Origin of the sequence: Neisseria sp. P0016.S008 (assembly GCF_051957775.1) — a bacterium.
In the GTDB taxonomy this organism is placed as follows: domain Bacteria; phylum Pseudomonadota; class Gammaproteobacteria; order Burkholderiales; family Neisseriaceae; genus Neisseria; species Neisseria flavescens_B.
Genome location: NZ_JBQCWB010000008.1, coordinates 1 through 21461, shown reverse-complemented (window position 1 = coordinate 21461; position 21461 = coordinate 1). Strand labels below are relative to the sequence as shown.

General features: G+C 49.1%; 20 protein-coding genes and 1 pseudogene. 5 read left to right on the top strand and 16 right to left on the bottom strand.

The annotated features are described in order from the left end of the window. Positions 1-18 precede the first annotated feature (18 nt). Complete coding sequence (locus tag ACTHS8_RS09710; RefSeq protein ID WP_440373590.1) at positions 19-330, bottom strand: DUF4298 domain-containing protein; 312 nt, start codon at positions 328-330, stop codon at positions 19-21. Between the two features lie 139 nt (positions 331-469). Between ACTHS8_RS09710 and purD the strand changes: the two genes are divergently transcribed. Together purD and ACTHS8_RS09700 are read left to right on the top strand one after the other, a co-directional pair. After that, positions 470-1741 (top strand): phosphoribosylamine--glycine ligase, encoded by a 1272-nt coding sequence (gene purD / locus ACTHS8_RS09705; protein WP_440373589.1) that lies wholly within the window; start codon positions 470-472, stop codon positions 1739-1741. Positions 1742-1813: 72 nt separating this feature from the next. Continuing rightward, on the top strand, positions 1814-2383 hold the full coding sequence (locus tag ACTHS8_RS09700) for an L-threonylcarbamoyladenylate synthase (protein ID WP_308882040.1): 570 nt from the start codon (positions 1814-1816) through the stop codon (positions 2381-2383). 384 nt (positions 2384-2767) lie between these two features. Here the strand turns inward: ACTHS8_RS09700 and ACTHS8_RS09695 are convergent, their stop codons facing one another. After that, the gene (locus ACTHS8_RS09695) at positions 2768-3208 is read right to left on the bottom strand and encodes a surface-adhesin E family protein (RefSeq protein WP_063068604.1); all 441 of its coding nucleotides are present in this window, start codon (positions 3206-3208) and stop codon (positions 2768-2770) included. A 210-nt stretch (positions 3209-3418) separates the two neighbouring features. Here ACTHS8_RS09695 and purB point away from each other — a divergent pair, with 210 nt between their 5' ends. Next, entirely contained in the window at positions 3419-4789 is a 1371-nt protein-coding gene (gene purB, locus ACTHS8_RS09690; protein ID WP_440373588.1) for an adenylosuccinate lyase, read from the top strand. Between the two features lie 130 nt (positions 4790-4919). Here purB and msrAB read toward each other — a convergent pair whose 3' ends face one another. Further along, positions 4920-6488 carry a bifunctional peptide-methionine (S)-S-oxide reductase MsrA/peptide-methionine (R)-S-oxide reductase MsrB gene (msrAB, locus tag ACTHS8_RS09685; protein WP_440373587.1) on the bottom strand — a complete coding sequence of 523 codons (1569 nt, stop codon included), beginning with the start codon at positions 6486-6488 and terminating at the stop codon, positions 4920-4922. Between the two features lie 145 nt (positions 6489-6633). On the opposite strand from msrAB, the gene ftsY reads away from it, so the two are divergent. Next, complete coding sequence (ftsY, locus tag ACTHS8_RS09680) at positions 6634-8166, top strand: signal recognition particle-docking protein FtsY (RefSeq protein WP_440373586.1); 1533 nt, start codon at positions 6634-6636, stop codon at positions 8164-8166. Between the two features lie 155 nt (positions 8167-8321). Here the strand turns inward: ftsY and ACTHS8_RS09675 are convergent, their stop codons facing one another. The 5 genes from ACTHS8_RS09675 to ACTHS8_RS09655 form a co-directional block, all read right to left on the bottom strand. Then, complete coding sequence (locus tag ACTHS8_RS09675; protein WP_440373585.1) at positions 8322-9218, bottom strand: polyprenyl synthetase family protein; 897 nt, start codon at positions 9216-9218, stop codon at positions 8322-8324. Beyond that, positions 9202-9429, bottom strand: coding sequence for an exodeoxyribonuclease VII small subunit (locus ACTHS8_RS09670; RefSeq protein WP_003681131.1), 228 nt, complete (start codon positions 9427-9429; stop codon positions 9202-9204). The genes ACTHS8_RS09675 and ACTHS8_RS09670 overlap by 17 nt, the downstream gene beginning before the upstream one ends. Positions 9430-9564: 135 nt before the next feature. Continuing rightward, entirely contained in the window at positions 9565-11421 is a 1857-nt protein-coding gene (locus ACTHS8_RS09665; protein ID WP_440373584.1) for a ribonuclease catalytic domain-containing protein, read from the bottom strand. A 108-nt stretch (positions 11422-11529) separates the two neighbouring features. Continuing rightward, the gene (locus tag ACTHS8_RS09660; protein ID WP_128582433.1) at positions 11530-12450 is read right to left on the bottom strand and encodes a patatin-like phospholipase family protein; all 921 of its coding nucleotides are present in this window, start codon (positions 12448-12450) and stop codon (positions 11530-11532) included. Between the two features lie 99 nt (positions 12451-12549). After that, entirely contained in the window at positions 12550-13167 is a 618-nt protein-coding gene (locus tag ACTHS8_RS09655) for a tellurite resistance TerB family protein (RefSeq protein WP_440373583.1), read from the bottom strand. A 150-nt stretch (positions 13168-13317) separates the two neighbouring features. Between ACTHS8_RS09655 and rsgA the strand changes: the two genes are divergently transcribed. Continuing rightward, positions 13318-14184 (top strand): ribosome small subunit-dependent GTPase A, encoded by an 867-nt coding sequence (gene rsgA / locus ACTHS8_RS09650; RefSeq protein WP_440373582.1) that lies wholly within the window; start codon positions 13318-13320, stop codon positions 14182-14184. Positions 14185-14313: 129 nt separating this feature from the next. Here the strand turns inward: rsgA and ACTHS8_RS09645 are convergent, their stop codons facing one another. From ACTHS8_RS09645 to ACTHS8_RS09610, 8 genes and pseudogenes are all read right to left on the bottom strand, one after another. After that, the gene (locus ACTHS8_RS09645; RefSeq protein ID WP_440373581.1) at positions 14314-14700 is read right to left on the bottom strand and encodes a hypothetical protein; all 387 of its coding nucleotides are present in this window, start codon (positions 14698-14700) and stop codon (positions 14314-14316) included. 167 nt (positions 14701-14867) lie between these two features. Continuing rightward, a pseudogene (locus ACTHS8_RS09640) lies at positions 14868-15875 on the bottom strand (IS5 family transposase). Between the two features lie 136 nt (positions 15876-16011). Then, positions 16012-16206 carry a hypothetical protein gene (locus ACTHS8_RS09635; RefSeq protein ID WP_003747785.1) on the bottom strand — a complete coding sequence of 65 codons (195 nt, stop codon included), beginning with the start codon at positions 16204-16206 and terminating at the stop codon, positions 16012-16014. Positions 16207-16233: 27 nt separating this feature from the next. Continuing rightward, the gene (gene metG / locus ACTHS8_RS09630) at positions 16234-18291 is read right to left on the bottom strand and encodes a methionine--tRNA ligase (RefSeq protein WP_440373580.1); all 2058 of its coding nucleotides are present in this window, start codon (positions 18289-18291) and stop codon (positions 16234-16236) included. 156 nt (positions 18292-18447) lie between these two features. Then, positions 18448-19479, bottom strand: a complete 1032-nt coding sequence (locus ACTHS8_RS09625) for a hypothetical protein (protein WP_440373579.1) — start codon at positions 19477-19479, stop codon at positions 18448-18450. 12 nt (positions 19480-19491) lie between these two features. Further along, positions 19492-20058, bottom strand: a complete 567-nt coding sequence (locus tag ACTHS8_RS09620) for a hypothetical protein (protein WP_440373578.1) — start codon at positions 20056-20058, stop codon at positions 19492-19494. Positions 20059-20330: 272 nt separating this feature from the next. After that, positions 20331-20681, bottom strand: coding sequence for a hypothetical protein (locus ACTHS8_RS09615; RefSeq protein WP_440373577.1), 351 nt, complete (start codon positions 20679-20681; stop codon positions 20331-20333). A 575-nt stretch (positions 20682-21256) separates the two neighbouring features. Next, on the bottom strand, positions 21257-21461 hold a 205-nt coding region (locus ACTHS8_RS09610; RefSeq protein WP_440373576.1), incomplete at its 5' end, for a type IV secretory system conjugative DNA transfer family protein.

Genomic DNA, 21461 nt, shown 5'->3' with positions numbered 1-21461 from the left:
CAGACGGCCTTTGATGTTTTAGCCTTGGTATCTGTCTAAAGCATTTACGCTTGAGCGTAGGTGTTCCCAAGCCAGTTGATGAAATTCTCCCAGTGCGTTCCATAGGGCATCTTCGCTCATAATGCTGTATTCGCCCTGTGTTCGCAAATCAACATCTGCCCCTTCTTCAATGGCTTGATGGCATGCTTGATATTCGTTGGTATAGAAGTCATCCATATCTTGCATTAGGCTTGCAGCATATTTCCAGCGGGCGATATCTGTTTCCAGTTGCGGCAGTAATTCACACCATTCGCGGTATTTGCTTTGAATTTCGTCAATACGTTTTTGCATGATTTTCCTTTCGTTGTTTGAAATTAGAGTATGGTTGTCTTGGTGCAATATTATTCTTAATTTGAAACAGCTATGCAAGATGGAACAATATTCCATCAATTGAATTTTATTTACAACATCTATTCTTCAAGGAGATGGTATGAAATTGCTCGTTATTGGTAATGGTGGACGTGAACACGCACTGGCTTGGAAATTGGCGCAGTCGTCTAAAGTAGAAACTGTCTTTGTTGCACCTGGTAATGCCGGGACGGCAATTGAGCCTAAACTGCAGAATATCGCATTAACGGCGCATCAAGATTTGATTGATTTTTGCCGTAATGAAAATATTGTTTTTACTGTAGTCGGCCCTGAAGCTCCTTTGGCTGCGGGTGTGGTGAATGACTTCCGTGCTGCTGGATTGAAGATTTTTGGCCCGACTCAATACGCGGCCCAGCTGGAGAGTTCAAAAGATTTTGCTAAAGCGTTTATGGCAAAATATAACATTCCAACCGCGCAATACCAAACCTTTGAAAATGCCGATGCGGCACATGATTACGTCAACCAAAAAGGTGCGCCGATTGTTATTAAAGCGGATGGTTTGGCTGCCGGTAAAGGCGTGATTGTCGCCATGACTTTGGATGAAGCCCATGCCGCTATTGACGATATGTTGTTGGGCAACAAAATGGGCAATGCAGGCGCGCGTGTCGTGATTGAAGACTTCTTGCAAGGCGAGGAAGCAAGCTTTATCGTTATGGTGGACGGCAATCATGTTTTGCCGATGGCAACTAGTCAAGACCATAAACGCCTGTTGGATGACGACAAAGGCCCTAATACCGGCGGTATGGGCGCATACAGCCCTGCTCCGGTGGTAACGCCTGACGTATATGAACGCGCGATGAATGAAATTATTTTGCCGACCGTGGCCGGTATGAAAGCAGAAGGTCATGAATTTACCGGCTTTTTATACGCAGGCTTGATGATTGATAAAAGCGGTGCGCCTTATACCATCGAATTTAACTGCCGTTTCGGCGACCCTGAAACCCAGCCGATTATGAGCCGTTTGGATAGCGATTTAGTGGACTTGGTTGAAGCGGCAATCGACAGCAAACTGGATAGTGTTTCTGCCGAATGGAATCCGCAGACTGCAGTAGGCGTAGTGTTGGCTGCACAAAATTATCCTGATTCTCCAAAAAAAGGCGATGTGATCTTCGGCTTGGATAAGGCCAATCAAACTGGTAAAGTTTTCCATGCCGGTACTGCAACGAATGAAAAAGGCGAAGTTGTAACCAACGGCGGCCGTGTGTTGTGTGTAGTCGGTTTGGGCGATGATGTTGCACAAGCTAAAAGCAAGGCTTATGAGGCATTGGAAACAATCCATTTTGACGGTATGCAATACCGTAAAGACATTGCCGATAAAGCCATCAACCGTTAATAATGAATAGAAATAGGCCGTCTAAACACAGATTGTCCGACAATCGCAGTTTCAGACGGCCTTGGTATTATGATGATGTTCCCCAGAATTTTATCGGCTGCAGCCCAACGCAGGCTGCAGGCGCATCTTAAAAAAGGCGGTTTGGTCGCCTATCCTACCGAGTCTTGCTATGGCTTGGGTTGTATCCCTACTTTGCCCAAAGCGCTCAATCAACTGATTCATCTGAAAAAACGACCGCAACACAAAGGCATGATTGTCATTGGACATAGCTTGGAACAGTTGCAACCTTTGCTGCAAAGGCCGTCTGAAAATATCCAAACCATGCTGCATGAAGCATGGCCGGCTCCGAAAACTTTCTTATTGCCGGCCGGCAAAAAAGTATTGTCCTCATTGCGGGGGAAAGGACGCAGTAAATTGGCTGTCAGGGTTCCTGCGCACGCAGGTGCAAGGCGTTTGTGTCAGGTTTTGGAAAAGCCTTTAGTCTCTACTTCATGCAATCGTGCAGGAAAACGGGCGTGCAAAACGGAAAGGGAAGTTAGAAGACAATTTGGCAGGAAAGTCTGGGTTGTAGGTGGATTGATAGGTAAGCAGAAAACGCCTAGCCAGATTATTGACGGAGAAACAGGGGTAAGGCTGCGTTAAAGAAGGGCTGTATCATTAAAGGAAAGGCATTTATTTGAGAAGCAAATTTTTTCCAAGAGATTGGAATACTTTTGTGAAAAGCATTAAGTGCAGATCCAGTTTGATGCATAGCAGTCTGTAAATACAGATCGATTAAGCAGATAGTAAGTCAGTAAATAGAGTAGAAAGCAGTATTTTGTGAAATACTCTTGCAAAGAATGAAGCAAATTTTGAGCGTAAATGAATCGCTGTAATAAATTATTTTTGAATAAACAAAATTTGTGGATAAATTTGAAGATAAATTTCCATAAAAACATAAAAAGGCTGTCTGAAACTTGATATTCAAAGCATTCAGACGGCCTTTTAAATATTTAAACTGTGGATAACTTTGTGAATAAGTGTGGATTAAAGCTTATGTCCGCACACAGTTTCGTATTGTTTTTCAGTAATCGTACCGCTCATGACGCTCATTGGGCGGATGCTGGTCGGCGTATAGCTTTGGTTGGAAATGACCCGGCCGTGTTCGTCCATCAGTTGTAGCGCTGCCAGACGATAGGTTTTGTTTGAGCAATGAATTTCCCAGCTGCCGATGGCTGTTTTATAGGCCGGCGTATTGACGAAACGTTCCTCTTTCAGTTTGGAAACGGTTTTTTTATCGCGGAAAGTAACCAGTGCGCCATTTCTTTTAATGCTGCTTCTATCAATGGCCACTTTGATGTTGCCTTCAGAGATGGTGCCGATATTGGTCCAGCTGCCGCCGCTGCTCGATGTGGTTGTTGTTTCACAGGCACTCAACATCAAAGCCGCAAATACGGTTGCAGCTAGGGAAAAACGTTTGATATTCATAAAACCTCATTATTTACAGAAAGTCAGTCGATATTATCCGTGAAGATGGCATATATCGTAAATCGATTTTGCAAAGTTGAACCTCTGAAAAGAAATTTATGAAAAATACGCTGAAAAGGCCGTCTGAAACCTGTTTTTCAGACGGCCTTGAAGTGTAAAATCATGTATAATTGCAAACAATTTGGTTTTCATCCCATAGGAAGATCCGACATGATTAACCCTATCGCTGCACTTTCCCCATTAGATGGCCGCTACGCCAAATCCGTTGAAGCATTGCGTCCGATTTTCTCCGAATACGGCCTGATGCGTGCGCGTGTCAAAGTTGAATTAAACTGGCTCAAAGCTCTTGCCGCCGAGCCTAAGATTGCAGAAGTTCCTGCTTTCAGCGATTTTACGCTTGCCGAAATCGACAAAGTGATCGAAAACTTCTCGCTTGAAGATGCCGCCGCCGTCAAAGCCATTGAGGCGACCACCAATCACGATGTCAAAGCCATCGAATATTGGCTTAAAGAACGCTTCTCCGGCGTGCCTGAAGTGGCTGCTGCCAGCGAGTTCATCCACTTTGCCTGCACCAGCGAAGACATCAACAACCTGTCCCACGCTTTAATGCTGCAAGAAGCGCGTGAGGCTGTTTTGCTGCCGAAACTGGCCGAAATCATCGAGAAGTTGACCGGCATGGCGCATGAGTTGGCTGCCGTCCCTATGATGAGCCGTACGCATGGCCAGCCTGCTACACCAAGCACATTGGGTAAAGAAATCGCCAATGTCGTGTACCGCCTGCAACGTCAGTTTAAAAACCTGCAAGCGCAAGAGTTCCTCGGCAAAATCAATGGCGCAGTCGGCAATTACAATGCCCATATGGTCGCTTATCCCGATGTGGATTGGGAAACCCATTGTCGCAACTTCGTTGAAATCAGCCTCGGCCTGACCTTCAACCCCTACACCATTCAAATCGAGCCGCACGACTATATGGCGGAATTCTTCCAAGCCATCAGCCGTGTCAACACGATTCTGATCGACTTCAACCGCGATGTTTGGGGCTATATTTCTTTGGGTTACTTCAAACAAAAAGTCAAAGCAGGCGAAGTCGGTTCTTCCACCATGCCGCACAAAGTCAATCCGATCGACTTTGAAAACTCCGAAGGCAACCTCGGTATGGCCAATGCCGTATTGGGCTTTTTGTCCGAAAAACTGCCGATTTCCCGTTGGCAGCGCGACCTGACCGACAGCACCGTATTGCGCAATATGGGCGTAGGCGTGGGCTATACCGTATTGGGCTTTGCCGCCCATCTGCGCGGTCTGAACAAGCTTGAGCCGAATCCTGTCGCCCTTGCTGCCGATTTGGACGCTACTTGGGAGCTGCTGGCCGAGCCGATCCAAACCGTAATGCGTCGTTACGGCGTGGCCAATCCTTACGAGAAGCTGAAAGACCTGACACGCGGTAAAGACGGCATTACGCCTGAAGTGTTGAAACTCTTTATCGAGTCGTTGGAAATTCCGGCAGAAGCCAAAGCCAAATTGCTTGAGCTGACCCCTGCGTTGTATGTGGGCAAAGCTGAAGAGTTGGCAAAACGAATTTAAAAGGTTTTTGTAGGGTGCACTTTCTTAGTTATTGGGATTTTTTGATAGATAAGAAACCAACCCTTTGCATCCGACAAATTAAAAAGGCCGTCTGAAATCTTTTTCAGACGGCCTTTTTCGATTCAAACCGTTATTTCACTTTGTCTTTCAATGCCCCGTAGCCGGCTGCGTCCATTTCTTCCAAAGGAATGAATTTCAAACTTGCGCCGTTGATGCAATAGCGCAGGCCGCCTTTGTCTTTCGGACCGTCGGCGAAGACGTGTCCCAAGTGCGAATCGGCGGCATGGCTGCGCACTTCGGTGCGGCGCATGTTGTAGCTGAAATCGTCATGTTCGGTAACGGCGGCAGCGTTAATCGGACGGGTGAAGCTCGGCCAGCCGCAGCCGGAATCGAATTTGTCGGCGGAACTGAACAGGGGTTCGCCGCTGACAATGTCCACATAAATGCCAGGTTTGAACAGATGGTCGTATTCGTGGCTGAAGGCGTATTCGGTCGCGCTTTTTTGGGTAACTTGGTATTGCTCTTCGGTCAGGATGCGTTTGAGTTCGGCATCGCTGGGTTTTTTATACGTTGCCGCGTCGAAGCCTTTGCCTTGCGGGGCGGCTTTGCTTTTGCCCGGCAGCGGTTCGTCGGCTTTGCGGATGTCGATGTGGCAGTAGCCGTTCGGGTTTTTAATCAGGTAGTCCTGATGGTATTCCTCGGCGTCGTAGAAGTTTTTCAGCGGCTCGTTTTCGACGACGAGGGGAAGTTTGTATTTTTGCTGCTCGCGTTTGAGTGCGGCGGCGATGACGGCTTTTTCGGCGGGGTCGGTGTAGTACACGCCACTGCGGTATTGCGTGCCGGTGTCGTTGCCTTGTTTGTTGAGGCTGGTCGGGTCAACGACGCGGAAATAGTATTGCAGGATGTCGTCTAGGCTGAGTTTGTCGGCATCGTAGGTGACTTTGACGGTCTCGGCATGGCCCGTATCGCGGTAGGACACGTCTTCGTAGCTTGGGTTTTCCGTTTTGCCGTTGGCGTAGCCGGATACGGCGTCAATCACGCCGTCTATGCGTTGGAAATAGGCTTCCAAGCCCCAAAAGCAGCCACCGGCGAGGTAGATGGTGCGCGTATTCATGATTGCTGAATCCTTTTTCTGTGTGTCGGGTTTGTAAAATGTGTTTTTCAGACGGCCTAAATCGGCATCGGGATCGCGGATTAACGCCAATGCCTGCGCTTCGTTGATGCTGCCTTTGACGATGCGCTGCACGTCGCCGTCTTTGCCGATTAATGCCCACGAAGGGTAAACACTGATATTCAGGCTTTGGGCGATGGTGCCACCGTTGTCGGTAACGACGGGCAGCTTAGGATAATTCAAACCGGCATACCATTTTTGAAAGTCGCCGTCTTTTTTCTCGTGTAGAAAACCGGGCGAGGCAATGGTAATCAGGTTGGCAGAACCGAATTTTGCATCTTGCGCCCATTTTTCGGTCTGCCCCAGTTCGGACAAACACAAAGGACACCAACTTGCCCAAAATTTAATCAGGGTAGGTTTGTCTTTTTTCAGGAAAACACCGGCAGGGCGGTTGTCAGGGGTTTTCAACGAGGACAATGCCTGCGGTACGGTTGCGGCTTCGGTATCCATCATTTTGGATGAGCAGGCGCCAAGCGCAAGCAGGCAGCCGAACTTGGTGCAAAGTGAAAATAATGTGCGGGGATTCATCTCTATGTTTCCTGTATGGATGGTTTGTTTCGTTAGACGTTGGAAATGCCAAAACCTGACAACCTTGATTTTCAGACGACCTTGCCACGTAAAATACGCTACAATACTCCCTATTTCAAGTTTCTAAAATTAAAAGGAAAATTTAATGTTCAGCTTCTTCCGTCGCAAGAAAAAACAGGAAACTCCGGCTCCTGAGGAGGCTCAAGTTCAGGAAACCGCAGCAAAAGTAGAATCTGAAGTTGCTCAAGTAGTTGAAAATATTAAAGAAGATTCCGAATCTTTAGCAGAAAACGTCAAAGGGCATGTTGAATCAGTTGTCGAATCGGCTGTTGAAACTGCCAGTGAAACCGTCGAACAGGTTCGGGAAGCTTTAACCGAAATGCCGTCTGAAACAGTTGAGAAAGTAGAAGAACACGTTGAAGCGGCAAAAGAAGCGGCCGTTGAAACTGTCAGCGAGGCTGTTGAACAGGTTCAAGAAACCGTTGTCGAGATGCCGTCTGAAGTAGCTGAGGCTGCTGAAGAAATGGCAGAACAGACTGAAGCCGTAAAAGAAGCAGCTGTTGAAACCCTCAGCGAGGCTGTTGAACAGGTTCAAGAAACCGTTGCCGAGATGCCGTCTGAAGTGGCCGAGGCTGCTGAGGAAGTAGTAGAGCAAGCCGAAGCGGTAAAAGAAGAAGCTGTTGAGGCAGTTAGTGAAGCTGTCGAGCAAGTTCAAGAAGCCGTTGCAGAAACACCGGCTGAAGCCCCTGCTCCGGTAGAAGAACACAAGCTCAGTTGGGCTGCGCGTTTGAAACAAGGCTTGACCAAATCACGCGACAAAATGGCAAAATCATTGGCAGGCGTGTTCGGTGGCGGACAGATCGACGAGGATTTGTACGAAGAGCTGGAAACCGTGCTGATTACCAGCGATATGGGCATGGAAGCCACCGAATACTTGATGAAAGACGTGCGCGACCGTGTCAGCCTCAAAGGCCTCAAAGACGGCAACGAATTACGCGGCGCGCTGAAAGATGCGCTATACGACTTGATTAAGCCTTTGGAAAAACCTTTGATCTTGCCGGAAACCAAGGAGCCTTTCGTGATTATGCTTGCCGGTATTAACGGCGCAGGCAAAACCACGTCTATCGGCAAATTGGCCAAATACTTCCAAGCACAGGGCAAATCTGTGTTGCTGGCGGCAGGCGATACTTTCCGTGCCGCCGCGCGTGAGCAGCTTCAAGCTTGGGGCGAGCGCAATAATGTGACCGTGATTTCGCAAACCACAGGCGATTCCGCAGCCGTTTGCTTCGATGCCGTCCAAGCCGCCAAAGCGCGCGGGATCGACATCGTGCTTGCCGATACAGCCGGTCGTCTGCCGACGCAGCTTCATTTGATGGAAGAAATCAAAAAAGTGAAGCGCGTGTTACAAAAAGCCATGCCTGATGCGCCACATGAAATCATCGTCGTGCTTGATGCCAATATCGGGCAAAACGCTGTCAACCAAGTGAAAGCCTTTGACGAAGCGCTGGGTCTGACCGGCCTTATCGTCACCAAGCTAGACGGTACGGCTAAAGGCGGTATCCTTGCCGCCCTTGCCTCCGACCGCCCTGTTCCTGTCCGCTACATCGGCGTAGGCGAAGGTATCGACGATTTGCGTCCGTTTAATGCCAAAGCGTTCGTAGATGCCCTATTGGATTAAACAGACAGGCTGAGGCTTGTAAACGCAGTTTGCGGGGGATTTCTGAGCCGTATTTTGAAAGACTCAGCATTCGGTTGATCCAGCCAAACAGGCTGTTAAAAAGGCCGTCTGAAACCTAAAATCAGGTTTCAGACGGCCTTTATTTATTTACGGGTTTAGTTTTTCCGTGCGGTAACAAACTCGGCCAGTTGGCGCAGGCGCAGGGCTTTGTCGCCGAATGGATCGATCAGGGCAACGGCTTCTGCAATCAGCGTTTCTGCGTAAGTACGCGCGGCCTGCAGGCCCATCAGTTTGACGTAGGTTGGTTTGTCGTTGTCCGAGTCTTTACCGGCGGTTTTGCCCAAGGTGGCGGTATCGGCTTCGCAGTCCAATACATCATCGATTACTTGGAAAGCCAGGCCCAATTTGGCGGCGTAGTGGTCTAAGGTTTGGATTTGCGCCGGTGTTAAGTCTGGGCAGGAAAGTGCGCCTAAGGCCACGGCCGCGCGGATGAGTGCGCCGGTTTTGAGGCTGTGCATCTGTTCCAATTCGGCCTGATTCATGGCTTTGCCGACATTGGCAAGGTCGATGGCTTGTCCGCCCGCCATGCCGAGGCTGCCGGATGCCTGGGCCAGCGTGGACAACATGGCAAGCTGGCGTTCGGCAGGCAGGCCGGTCGGACGGCTCAGTACATCAAAGGCTTGGGTTTGCAGCGCATCGCCGACCAAAAGGGCAGTTGCTTCATCGTATTGCACATGGCAGGTCGGTTTGCCGCGGCGCAGGCTGTCGTTGTCCATTGCCGGCATATCGTCGTGAACCAGCGAATAGACATGCACCATTTCGATGGCCGCCATCGCCTGCTCGACGGCGTTTTGGTTTACTTCGCCCAATTCGGACGCAGCCAGCACCAAGAGGGGGCGCAGCCGTTTGCCGCCGCCGAGGGTAACGTAACGCATGGCTTCGTGCAGCGTGTGCGGCACTTGGCTTTCAGACGGCAAAAAATGCGCCAGTAGCAATTCGGTTTGCGCTTGGGCTTTTTGCTGCCATGTTTTGAGTTCATTCGCCGGGTTCAAGGTTCAACTCCTTCAGTTCGCCGGCATCCAAGACTTGCAGTTTCTGCTCGACTTCCGCCAATTTGGTTTGGCAGTATCTGACCAATTCGTTGCCTTCCTGATAGGCGGCCAAAGCGTCTTCCAGCGGCATTTCGCTGCTTTGCATGGCCTGGGTCAGGGTTTCGAGGCGGGATAAGGCTTCTTCAAAGGATTGGGGGGCGTTTTTTTTCATGGTTTGAAATGATGGGCAGAAAAGGGGAATTGTAGCATTTTTAGATGATGAAGGCCGTCTGAACAGGGATGAAAACGAAATCAAAGATTTCTGTTTCTTTGTTCAGACGGCCTTTTTTCAAACGGGATAACGTTATCAGCCCGGTAAAACGGCTTTTTGATAGTTGAGCGCGATAAACTGCTTCTCGGCATCCAATTCAGTGATTTTAAACAATGCCTGTGATTTGGGCAGCGCGTCAAACGGAATACCGGTCGCGCGCGTTACCAGCGGCAGGCCTTCAATGCGGACGAGGTCTTCTTTGAGGATGGTGGCCGTCAGCTCACTCGTGCCTTGCTGTTGCAGATAGACGAGGCTCCAGTAGGCTTCCATTTGGCGTTGGAAATCGGCGTAGGCTGTATAGGCGGTATCAAAGTCACGCAGCGCGGCGAAAAGCTCGGCATCGCTGTTTTGATACAGCGGCTCGGCAGTATCGTCGATCAGGCTGATCAGCTGCTTTTGGTTGATGTAGTCGGCGGCGCGGCGCAGCGGCGAGGTAAACCAGCCGTAATGCTGCACGCCCATGCCGATGTGCGGCTCGGATTTGGTGCTCATGCGCACTTTGCCTGCCGGTTGGACGCGGAAAAGGCCGGGCAGCTCGTTTTCGTCCAGCATTTGCGCCCAAGTGCTGTTGGCAAGAATCATCATCTCGCTGACCAGCGTATCGATGGGCGAACCGCGTTCGCGGCGGACGACGGATACGTTGCCTTCTTCATCCAATTCGATGCTGTAATCGTATTGCGGCGCACGGTCGGGCTCGTATTTGCCGCGCGCTTTTTGCAGGGCGATGGCGAATTGATAGAACCAAATCAGGTCTTGATGGTGGGCGAACATCATTTCGCCCGCTTCGTCCAAGCCGGTTTCGGCGTTGAAATGCGGCTCGATGGTTTGAATGCGCAGGTTTTCGGCGATGTTGACCGCTTCGATTTTGCAGGTTGGCGTGCCGACGTTGAACTCGCTGTCCACATCAAAATAAATGCTGATGGAAGGGCGGTATGCGCCTGCATCAAGGCTGAACGCGGCAATCCAGTTTTCGGGCAACATGGTAATTTTGCCGCCGGGGAAATAAACCGTGCTCAAGCGTTCCATGATGTTTTTTTCCATTTTGTCGCCTTGCTTAATGGCAAGCGACGGCGCGGCGATGTGGATACCGACGCGCTTCATGCCGTTGCCCAAGTCGGTCAGGCTCAAGGCATCGTCCACTTCGGTGGTCGATTCGTCGTCAATGGAAAAGGCGGTAACGTCGGCCTTGGGCAAGTCGGGCATTTCAGGAAGCGGAAGGTCGGGGAAGCCTGTTCCTTTGGGGAAGTATTTGATTTCAAACCCGTCTTGCAGGTATTGGGGAATGGACGTAATGCCGCCTGTTTTTTTCGCCAGTTCGTAGGCGGAGATTTTCAGCTCGTCGGCGGCTTTGGTAAAGGCTTTGTAGGTCAGCGACTGCTTGTCGGGCGCGTGTAAGATGGTTTTCAAATCCGCCGCGATTTCAGACGGCATCTCGCCGCGTTTTAAGGCTTCCGCCCAAGCGTCGATTTGCGCGTCTTGCTGTTTTTTGCGTTCGATGGCGGCAAGCGCTTGTTTTAAGGTTTCTTCGGGTGCGGCTTTGAACACGCCTTTGGCTTTTTTATAGAAATACATCGGCGCGGCGTAAAGCGCAATCAAAGTTGCCGCCAGCTCGGTTTTGGTCGGCGCATGGCCGTAATATTCTTCGGCGATGGTTTCGGCGGTAAATTCCTCTTCGCTGCATACTTCCCACAATAAATCGGTGTCGATGTCCGCCGCCTGTGCCTGCGCGTTCTCCAAAAACGCCGCCATATCGCCGTCAAACTCGGCAAAGACATTGTTTGCCTTCACTTTGGTGCGTTTGCCGTGTTGGGTATCGACTTGGTAGGTGGCGTCGTTTTTTTGGACGATGGAGGCAACTTTGAATTGGCCGGACTCTTCGTAAAAGATATTCATTTTTTTAGGATTTTATGATTTGTAGGAAACGCGTGATTTTAGCAGATTTGCACAAGAAAGGCCGTCTGAAAAACATACTTTCAGACGGCCTGTTCAAACGGCGGATGATTAATACTGATATGCCGCCAGTTTACGTTTGATTTCAGGCAGGGCGGCGCGAGCGGCCTGTTCGCCCAATTGGATGGCGCGTTGTTTTTGGTCGAAGCCGCCAACCGAACCCAGCTCCAAAACCTGCGGTTTGATGACTACATTGGCTTGTCCTAATTCTTGGTGCAACGCAGTTTGACTCATTACGTTGAAGGTTTGGTCAAGATAGGAGAACATGCCTTGGCTGACGTTTTTGGCCGGACGGGCGGAAATATCGACGGCAATGATGAAGTTTGCACCCAGTTTTTTCGCCGCGCTGACCGGTACGGGCTGCGACAGGCCGCCGTCTACATATTTGCGGTTGCCGATGACGACAGGTTGGAACACGTTCGGAATCGACGCAGAAGCACGGACGGCCTGTCCGGCATTGCCGACGTTAAACACCACCGGTTTGCCACTTTCAAAATCGGTCGCAACGGCGGCAAATTTGATGGGGAACTGCTGCATCGGGCGGTTGCCGACTTTGCGATTGATGTAGTTTTGCAGTTTTTCGCCTTTGATGAAGCCGCTGGTGGACAAGGTCAAATCCACCAAATCGGTTTTACCCAAAATTTCCGCTTCCAATTCGAGGCGGTCGGGCGACATTCCCGAAGCGTACATACTGCCGACAATCGAGCCCGCGGATGTGCCGGTAACAATTTTGACCGGAATATTGTTTTCTTTCAAAACCTTAATAATTCCGATATGGGCAAAGCCTTTGGACGCGCCGCCGCCCAAAGCCAGCGCAACCGTGGCTTTCGGTTTGGGTGCAGTATGTGAAACCGTATTTTGACCCTGCGTAGAAGGTTTGGATTGCGGCGCGTTGCCGCTTGGACAGGCAGCCAATACCAAGACGGACGAAGCGGCTAAAAACGTTTTGAATGTGGAAAAAAGTTTATTCATGTTCAGACAGCCTTTAATATGTCGAAAGGGTTATTTTACTCCGAAATGAGGTCGAAAGGCCGTCTGAAATCAGGTTTCAGACGGCCTTTAAAATCAAGTTTAAACCAATTCGAGCTGTTTTTCCAAGCTTTCGACCAGTTGGTCGTCCAAATTCAAAGCTTGGGACAAACGGCTCAGGAACACGATTTCCTTGCGCGACAAGTCCGCACAGACCAATCTGGCCGCCAGATAAGTTTCGGCTGCCAAAGCCTCGTCGCTGCCGACCGCAGCCGCAATTTGCTCGATAGAGGCCGGTTGCGCATATTCCGCCTGCAACCATGCCGCCGTTTCCGCATCGCTGCCGCTTTCACGCTCAATCGCCGCGCGTTCCGCATCGTCAATCAGGCCGTCTGAAGCCGCCGCCGCAATCATCGTTTGCAAAATCACACGGCTGTGGTTTTCACCAATCAGACCGGCAGGTTGGAACGCACTTTGCGGCAATTCTTCCTGCTGGCGGTTTTGTTTCCAGTTTTGATAGCCTTTATAAGCCAGAAAACCCAAAGCAGCGACCGAACCGGCCTTGACCAGCTTCTTCGTATTTTTCTTTTTCAACAGCATTGATGCCAAAGCACCCGTCAGTGCGCCGCCGCCGAAAGAATTGAGCGGGCTCTCCGCAACCGCTTTGCCGCCTTTTTGAGCCGCACCCAAAACCTGATTGAGCAACTGACTGAAATCCATAAAAAATCTCCTGAAAACAAATACATTGCAAATATAGGGCAGAAACACCAAAAAACCAAGCCAAAGAAAGTTAAAAGGTGCAAACAAGTTTTCAGACGGCCATAGCCGACTTTCGGTACAATCACACCATTCCAAACAATAAACCCCATCATGACCGATACCGCCCAAATCATTACCAGCTATGGCCGCCGCTATATTGTCCGCACCCTCGACGGCCAAACATATGACGCCACCACCCGCAAAAAACGCGTCGATTTTGCCTGCGGCGACCAAGTCCGCATCAGCCCCATCAACGGCGAACAAGTTGTGATTGAAGACTATCTTCCGCGCGAAAGCCTGCTCTACCGCCAAGACGCATGGAAAACCAAACTGATTGCCGCCAACGTTACCCAACTCCTTATCGTAACTGCCGCGAGCCCCTCACCCAGCGAGGCCCTGTTGCAACGCGCCCTCCTCGCGGCAGAAGCGGCCGGCATTAACGCCGTTATCGTCCTCAACAAAGCCGACCTGCCCGAAACCGCCCAATGGCGCGAGAAACTCAAATTCTACGAAACCCTCGGCTACTCCGTGGTCGAAACCAACGCATTGGAAAATGCCGACATCCTGCGCCCTATTTTAGAAGGGCAAACCAACATCCTGCTCGGACAAAGCGGCATGGGCAAGTCCACCCTGACCAATGCCCTACTCGGCAACCAAGCCGCCCGCACCGGCGACATTTCCACCGCGCTCGACTCCGGCAAACACACCACCACCCACGCCCAACTATACGATTTAAACGCAGAAACCCGACTCATCGACTCCCCCGGCCTGCAAGAATTCGGCCTACACCATCTCCAAGCCGCCGACCTGTTGCAATACTTCCCCGACCTGCGCCACCTCATCGGCCAGTGCCGTTTCCACAACTGCACCCACCGCGCCGAACCCGGCTGCGCCGTCAAAGCCGCTGCCGAATCCGGCGAAGCCAAACCCGAGCGCATCGAATTTCTGCAACGCGTTACCGATGAATTGTTGAGATAAAGTTTTAACGAAAATAAGCGTTTGGATAAATAAAAAGGCCGTCTGAAAGTTTCAGACGGCCTTTGCTTGGGCTATCATTTGTTTTGAATATCGATAGAAGATGGCTCTAGAGGCAAATAATACAGCTTATTACGTTTTCCCTCCGCATGGATTAAATTGTTTGCCGTATTCCCCCATAACCTTGCGGAATTTCTTCGCAATATTTGAGCGGTCTTCGCCGAATCGAGCCCAAAAGAACGAGCCTAATTTCACGCCATCGTCTTCCAACCATTTTTCCAATGTAATCTCATCAGATTTTTTGCGGCGATTTTTATAGTTTGCCCAAACCAAGCATGCGAATTCTTCCTCTTCTTCCTGCTTGATTTTCCGGCCGTCTATACACAGTTGCGCCATTGTCAGATAGACGGAAAATTCTCGAGGAGTCAGATTTTCCACGCAAACCGTACCAAAGTGGATGTGCCCTTTTTCCACATCAATAACAACCTGCGTATCATCCAACATTTCTTGTATACACATCACAGCTTGAGAAAAAGTTTGAGACCTTTGCAAAATTCCTTTCCCCCCAGCAACCGAAACCCAAACACAGGTTTTCGGCTGTTTTCGCCTCCAATCACTCCTAATTTTACCCAAATGTCACCTTAATCCTCCCCGGATACCTGATAATCAGGCATCCGGGCCGCCTTTTAGGCGGCAACAGGCACACTTAGCCTGTTAGCCGCTTTCAACAGGTTCAAACACATCGCCTTCAGATGGCTTTGCGCACTCACTTTGAGCAGCCCGAAATAGGCTGCCCGCGCATAGCGGAATTTACGGTGCAGCGTACCGAAGCTTTGTTCGACCACATAACGGGTCTTCGACAAATATCGGTTGCGTTTGGTTTGCGCTTCCGTCAGCGGACGGTTGCGGTGGGCTTTGCGCATAATACCGTCCAGCAACTGGTGCTTTTTCAGATGTTGCCGGTTTTCCGCACTGTCGTAGCCTTTGTCGGCATAGACAGTCGTACCTTCGGCAATGTCCTCCAACAAAGGCGACAGGTGGTTGCACTCATGGGTATTGGCGGGAGTGATGTGCAGTTTCTCGATATAGCCCTCCTCATCGGTGCGGGTATGTTGTTTGTAACCGAGTCTGTATAAACCGTTTTTCTTTGTCCAATGGGCATCTTTGTCTTTGCTCGGTGTGGTTTGGCCGCTGACTTGTCCTTCCTCATCAACTTCTATGGCCTGACGCTGTTTGCCGCCGGCGGTCTGAATAATGGTGGCGTCAATGACGGCGGCAGATGCTTTCTCTATTTTTAAGCCTTTTTCGGTCAGTTGGCGGTTAATCAGTTGCAGCAATTCGGACAGGGTGTCGTCTTGCGCCAGCCAGTTACGGTAGCGGCATAAGGTGCTGTAATCGGGGATGCTCAGTTCGTCAAAGCGGCAAAACAGGTTGAAGTCGATGCGGGTAATGAGGCTGTGTTCGAGTTCGGGATCGGAGAGGCTGTGCCATTGGCCGAGCAGGACGGCTTTGAACATGGATAGCAGTGGATAGGCGGGACGGCCGCGGTGGTCTCGAAGGTAACGGGTTCTTTGACGATTCAGGTACTACTCGATCGGCTGCCAATCAATCACCTGATCCAACTTCAATAGTGGGAAGCGGTCGATGTGTTTGGCGATCATGGCTTGTGCGGTTTTCCGGAAGAAAGTGCTCATGAGAAATCCCCTAAATGTCTTGGTGGGAATTTAGGGGATTTTGGGGAATTTTGCAAAGGTCTCAGGCCGTCTGAAAGTTTCAGACGGCCTTTTGTTGAAGCATAACCAAATTTACCTTTCAACCGGTATCGCTACCTTAGCGGGAAAGAGACGGTGCTTTTCGCGGCGGATTGATCATGAGAAGCACGGCTTCTTCAATTTGTTTGTCCTCCCGATCATGGAGTTCTACCGGAAACTTCAGACGCAATACTGTAATAATAGCGCCAACCGATAAGCCTGCATCATTAAGCAATTCGATTTCTTTAAGTACCGGTGCGGAAAGGTTTAACATGGTTTCTCCTTATGGTTTGGATAAGCCTTAGCCCACTTTATCCCCGGGCTGTGCGCCTGCGTCGACATCGAGGAGCTTCAGTTTGCCCTCTGCCGTGGCGGCGGAGAGGATCATGCCTTCGGATACGCCGAATTTTGCCATTTTGCGCGGGGCGAAGTTGGCGACGGCGATGACCATGCGGCCGTTCAATTCGGCAGGATTTGGGTAAGACGCGGCGATGCCGGAGAAGATGATGCGTTTTTCAAAACCGAAATCGAGGTCGAATTTCAGGAGTTTGGTGCTGCCTTCGACGGCTTCGCAGTTCAATACTTTCGCGACGCGCATGTCGATTTTCATGAAGTCGTCGAAGCTCGCTTGTTCGGCGACTTTTTCGTATTTGCTCTCTTCGGCGGCAGGCGTGGCTGCTGCTGCGATACTTTGTTTGTTGGCTTCGATTAAATCGTCCACTTGTTTTTGCTCCACTCGTTGCATGAGGTGTTCGTATTTGTTGATGGCGTGTTCGCCCAAGGTTTTGCGTGTATTTGCCCAAGTGATGGCTTCCAAATTCAGGAATTTGGCGGCGTTTTCGGCCACTTTCGGCAATACGGGGGCGAGGTAGGCGGTCAACATGGTAAAGGCGTTGATGAGCTCGCTGCATACTTCGTGCAGGCGTGCGTCTTGGCTTTCTTGTTTCGCGAGTTCCCAAGGTTTGTTGGCATCAACGTATTCGTTGACAATGTCCGCCAAGGCCATGATATCGCGCAGGGCTTTGGCATATTCGCGGCTTTCGTAGCATTCGGCAATGGCTTCGCTTTGTGCGGCGAGTTTTGCCAGCAATTCGCTGTCGGCAACGTCTTTCAGACGGCCTTCAAAGCGTTTGGCGATGAAACCTGAAGCGCGGGCGGCGATGTTGACGTATTTGCCGACGAGGTCGCTGTTGACGCGGCTGATAAAGTCTTGCAGGTTCAAATCGATGTCTTCGATTTTGCTGTTGAGTTTGGCGGCGATGTAGTAGCGCATCCACTCAGGGTTCAGGCCTTGTTCCAGATAGGATTTGGCGGTGATGAAGGTGCCGCGCGATTTGGACATTTTTTGTCCGTCCACGGTCAAAAAGCCGTGTGCGTACACGCCGGTCGGGGCGCGGTGGCCGGAGAAATGCAGCATGGCAGGCCAGAACAGGGCGTGGAAATAGAGGATGTCTTTGCCGATGAAGTGGTACATCTCGGTTTGGCTGCCGGCTTTAAAGTATTCGTCGAAATCGATGCCGATGCGGTCGCACAGGTTTTTAAACGACGCCATGTAGCCGACAGGCGCGTCCAGCCAGACGTAGAAGTATTTGCCCGGCGCGTCGGGGATTTCAAAACCGAAATACGGCGCGTCGCGGGAGATGTCCCAGTCGGACAGGGTGGTTTCTTCGCCTTCGCCCAGCCATTCTTTCATTTTGTTGAGGGCTTCAGGTTGCAGATGGGGCTTACCGTCATGCAGGTTGTTGCCGGAAGTCCATGCTTTGAGGAAGTCGGCGCATTCGCCCAGTTTGAAGAAGAAGTGTTCGGATTCGCGCAATTCGGGTTTGGCGCCGGAAACGGCGGAATACGGGTTGATCAGTTCGGTCGGGGAATAGGTCGTGCCGCAGACTTCGCAGTTATCGCCGTATTGGTCTTGGGCGTGGCATTTGGGGCATTCGCCTTTGACGAAGCGGTCGGGCAGGAACATTTGTTTTTCAGGGTCGAAAAGCTGCTCGATGACGCGGCTTTCAATTTTGCCGTTGGCTTTCAGAGCGCGGTAAATGTCTTGGGAAAACTGTTTGTTTTCAGGGGAGTGGGTGCTGTAATAATTGTCGTAACCGATGTTGAAACCGGTAAAGTCGGCGAGGTGCTCTTCGCGCACTTTGGCAATCATGTCTTCAGGCGCGATGCCTTGTTTTTGCGCGGCAAGCATCACGGGCGTGCCGTGGGTATCGTCGGCGCAGCAGTAGTAGCATTCGTGGCCGCGCAGTTTTTGGAAGCGTACCCAAACGTCGGTTTGGATGTGTTCGACCATATGGCCGAGGTGGATGCTGCCGTTGGCATACGGCAGCGCAGAAGTGACAAGGATTTTGCGTGTCATGGTTTGTGCTTTTAAAAACAATGAATAAAGATGTTGGGAATTATACCGCAAAACAATACGCAAAGGCCGTCTGAAACCCGATTGCCGGTGTTTCAGACGGCCTTTTGAGACTTAGTAGAAAGATTAAGACCTTTCGATTCGGTTCAGCATCTTCGCTTACGAAATCATCATGCCACGCGATTGGGATTGCGCCAACTGCCTTTGTTGCGTTTCATATTCAAACTGCTGCGCCGTCTGCTGGATTTGATTCAGGCTTTCTGCTGTCGGGGTAACGGCTGCCTTATCCATATTGACCACCGCCTCATTTAGGTCGGGAGATTCGTGGGCGATACTGATTTCCCTGGTGCGTTCGTCAACATCAATCAGCGACACACCGCGCAGCCCTTGTGCGTAACCTGCCGCCGCCATCGATATGCCAATCCTGTCCAAATCTTCTTCACGGTAAGGGATGTTTTCATGTCGACAAAAATCAACGAAACATTCTTTGCCCTGATGGTATATGTTTTGGGCGAATATCGGCATATCTTGAATTGAGAAATTTATGTTCCGACCATCTTGGTCTTGAGCAAGATACCAATATGGGTCTATGGTTTCCCAGAATTTTTTAACGTCCCTTTCGTTTTCAGCGAATGTATAACTGCGTCCGCGATGTTCTACCACCAATGCCGCGCCCTTGCTGCGGTTTTCGGCAATCTGTTCCAAAAAGGCATTGACCTGTTTGTCGGGACGGGACCAGAAAAGACCGCTGCCGTCGAAATTCTTGTCCGCCAAACCGATGAAGCCCAATCCTTTGCCGGAAAAGTCAATACAGGAATTATCGTCTGCACTATATCTTTTGCTGAAACCTGGGATTTTTCCTCCTGCCGCTAAATTAGGATACGGGACCAGTTTGTCAAACTGCGCCTTATCAATATCGACGGTAATAGAACTGATTGTTTTGCCATTCCCATTTTTATAATACTCCCAGTCATGTTCGCCGAGATTATCTCCACCTTTGGCAAATATACTCTCACCTGTTGACCAGCCGGCGCAAAAGGACGGTTTGGCATCCAACGCTTCGCCAGGTTTTCGTGCTTCCAGCCAGACATGCCCCCAAGTGGATGTTTCCCATTTACCTTTGTCTTGATTAAAATGTGGTACTCCTGAAGGAGCAAATTTTACAGTAAGCCTGTAAGTTCCGGCAGTCATATATTTCCTTTCTTAATAAAATAGTGCAATATAAGGTGAGATTTCAAGATAGGTGGCAACAATACCGGATGCTTGCAAATGCATCTTGATTTCAGGCGGGCTTTCGTCTTTAAAATCGCAGCGGTATTTGCCGTAGGGGGCATCGAAACCGCCTCTGATATTGCTTCTTCCTACTGCGTCAGGGTTGTGTGGATGGATAAGTTCCCAGCCATTACCGCCATCAAACCAGTGGAATTCATCTGTTTTATCCGAACGCCTATCTTTGTAAATTAATATTTCCTGCCCATTTTGCAGGTAATAACAGTTAATAGAAATATTATAGGGTATCTTCATTCTTTCTTCCTGGTTTATAGCAGCCTCATTCCGGTATTCAGTCTTTAAGCTAATAACATAACGCTTCTTCGCCCACGAATCCACCGTATAGCTGACTGTTTTACCTTCCCCCATAGGGAAGGGAACGACCTCGGCAGGGAAAAGTGCTTGGGACAAGTAAACCTTCACCAAATCACACTGGGTCAACGACAAAACTACCGCTAGACTTCCAGCCCAAAGAATGGTCTTTTTAGGTATCAACCTCATAATATTTATTCCTTAATTTTAACGCGGTTTGGTAAATATTCCGCATTGGTAACACCTGATTTTAACCATTCTCAAGTGCAATAAACATAATTTATCCTTGATAAAAAATTCGATCATAATATTTGCTTTCCTAATACACAGAGGAAAATTATTAAAATTGTACCGAATAAATTGGTTGCAATCGCTGCAAAAAATGCACTCCATGCTGATTTTGTAAAAAATCTTGGCTTCTTAATTGAAGGATAAATTGAACTTATAAAACAAAACAGTCCCTAAATATAATAGAAAATCCATGCAATGCCTGCTTTGGTATCTATAGAAGTCAAAATATCATATGCCATCCAACAATACAAAACCAATGAAAGAAATATTGCGCCAATTACTGCCCCGCTGCGTAAACGCATATATAAGCAATAACTCGCTGCAATAGAAACCCAAAAACCAAGTAAATTTTCAATAAGACTCCGATCTATCGAAAAGTATCCATAGTATCTTATGTTGATATAGATTAAATAAGCCAAAGGCAATAACAGACTCAAAACAACGCTTACAATAGCAATCTTCTTTTCTAAAGCTATTGGTTGCTTCATACGTTCACCAATAAGGGACAGTTTTTTTGACATAAGTTACCTTATTTAATCCAAATTAATAATCCATTCCATCACATACACAATGTACGTTTTTGGAATTTACAAAAGTTACTCGTATCGAACAATATTGTCCTTCAGTTTGAACTTTACATTGTGCCTGTCAAGTTTTCCATCCACAGATAGATTAAATTGAATAGATATATTTTGACTCGAGGAAGAAATCTTAATTTCAGGACTTTCTACCTGCATACTATTCCAGTCCTTTTTATCCAATCTATATCCTATTGCGTTAAAAACCTCTCTATTATTAACTGTTAACTTCTCCAGAATAACATTTTTTGCAGATGTATCATGCCATATTTTTAAACTGTGCGGAGATTCATGTAACATATAGCTTCTAATCAGGAATATTATCAATAGCGCTATAATATAATACCAGCAAACCCATACAAAGTTATTTTAAAAAATTCTGGTATAAATATTTTCATTTACTAATTCCCAAGAAAAATATCGATTCAATCATTGCTTTCTATTTTATATCAGAATAATAGCAATTCGTCTGAAAACCAATCCTAACCCGTTTTCAGACGACCTTACTTTACTTATTGCTACCCACCTTTCAACGAGGCTACCTTCACCGCCCCCTTCAGCCGTTTGGTAAACATTCCATCCTGATAGTAGCGAATCTTGTTTACCTTCGCCGGATGTGCCATACCTTCGTAAAGGATAATTTCACTGTCCTGACTCATTCCTTTCAATTCCTGCGGCAGCATCAGCGCGCGGCGCTCTTCGCTTTCCGAAACGCTGCGTTCG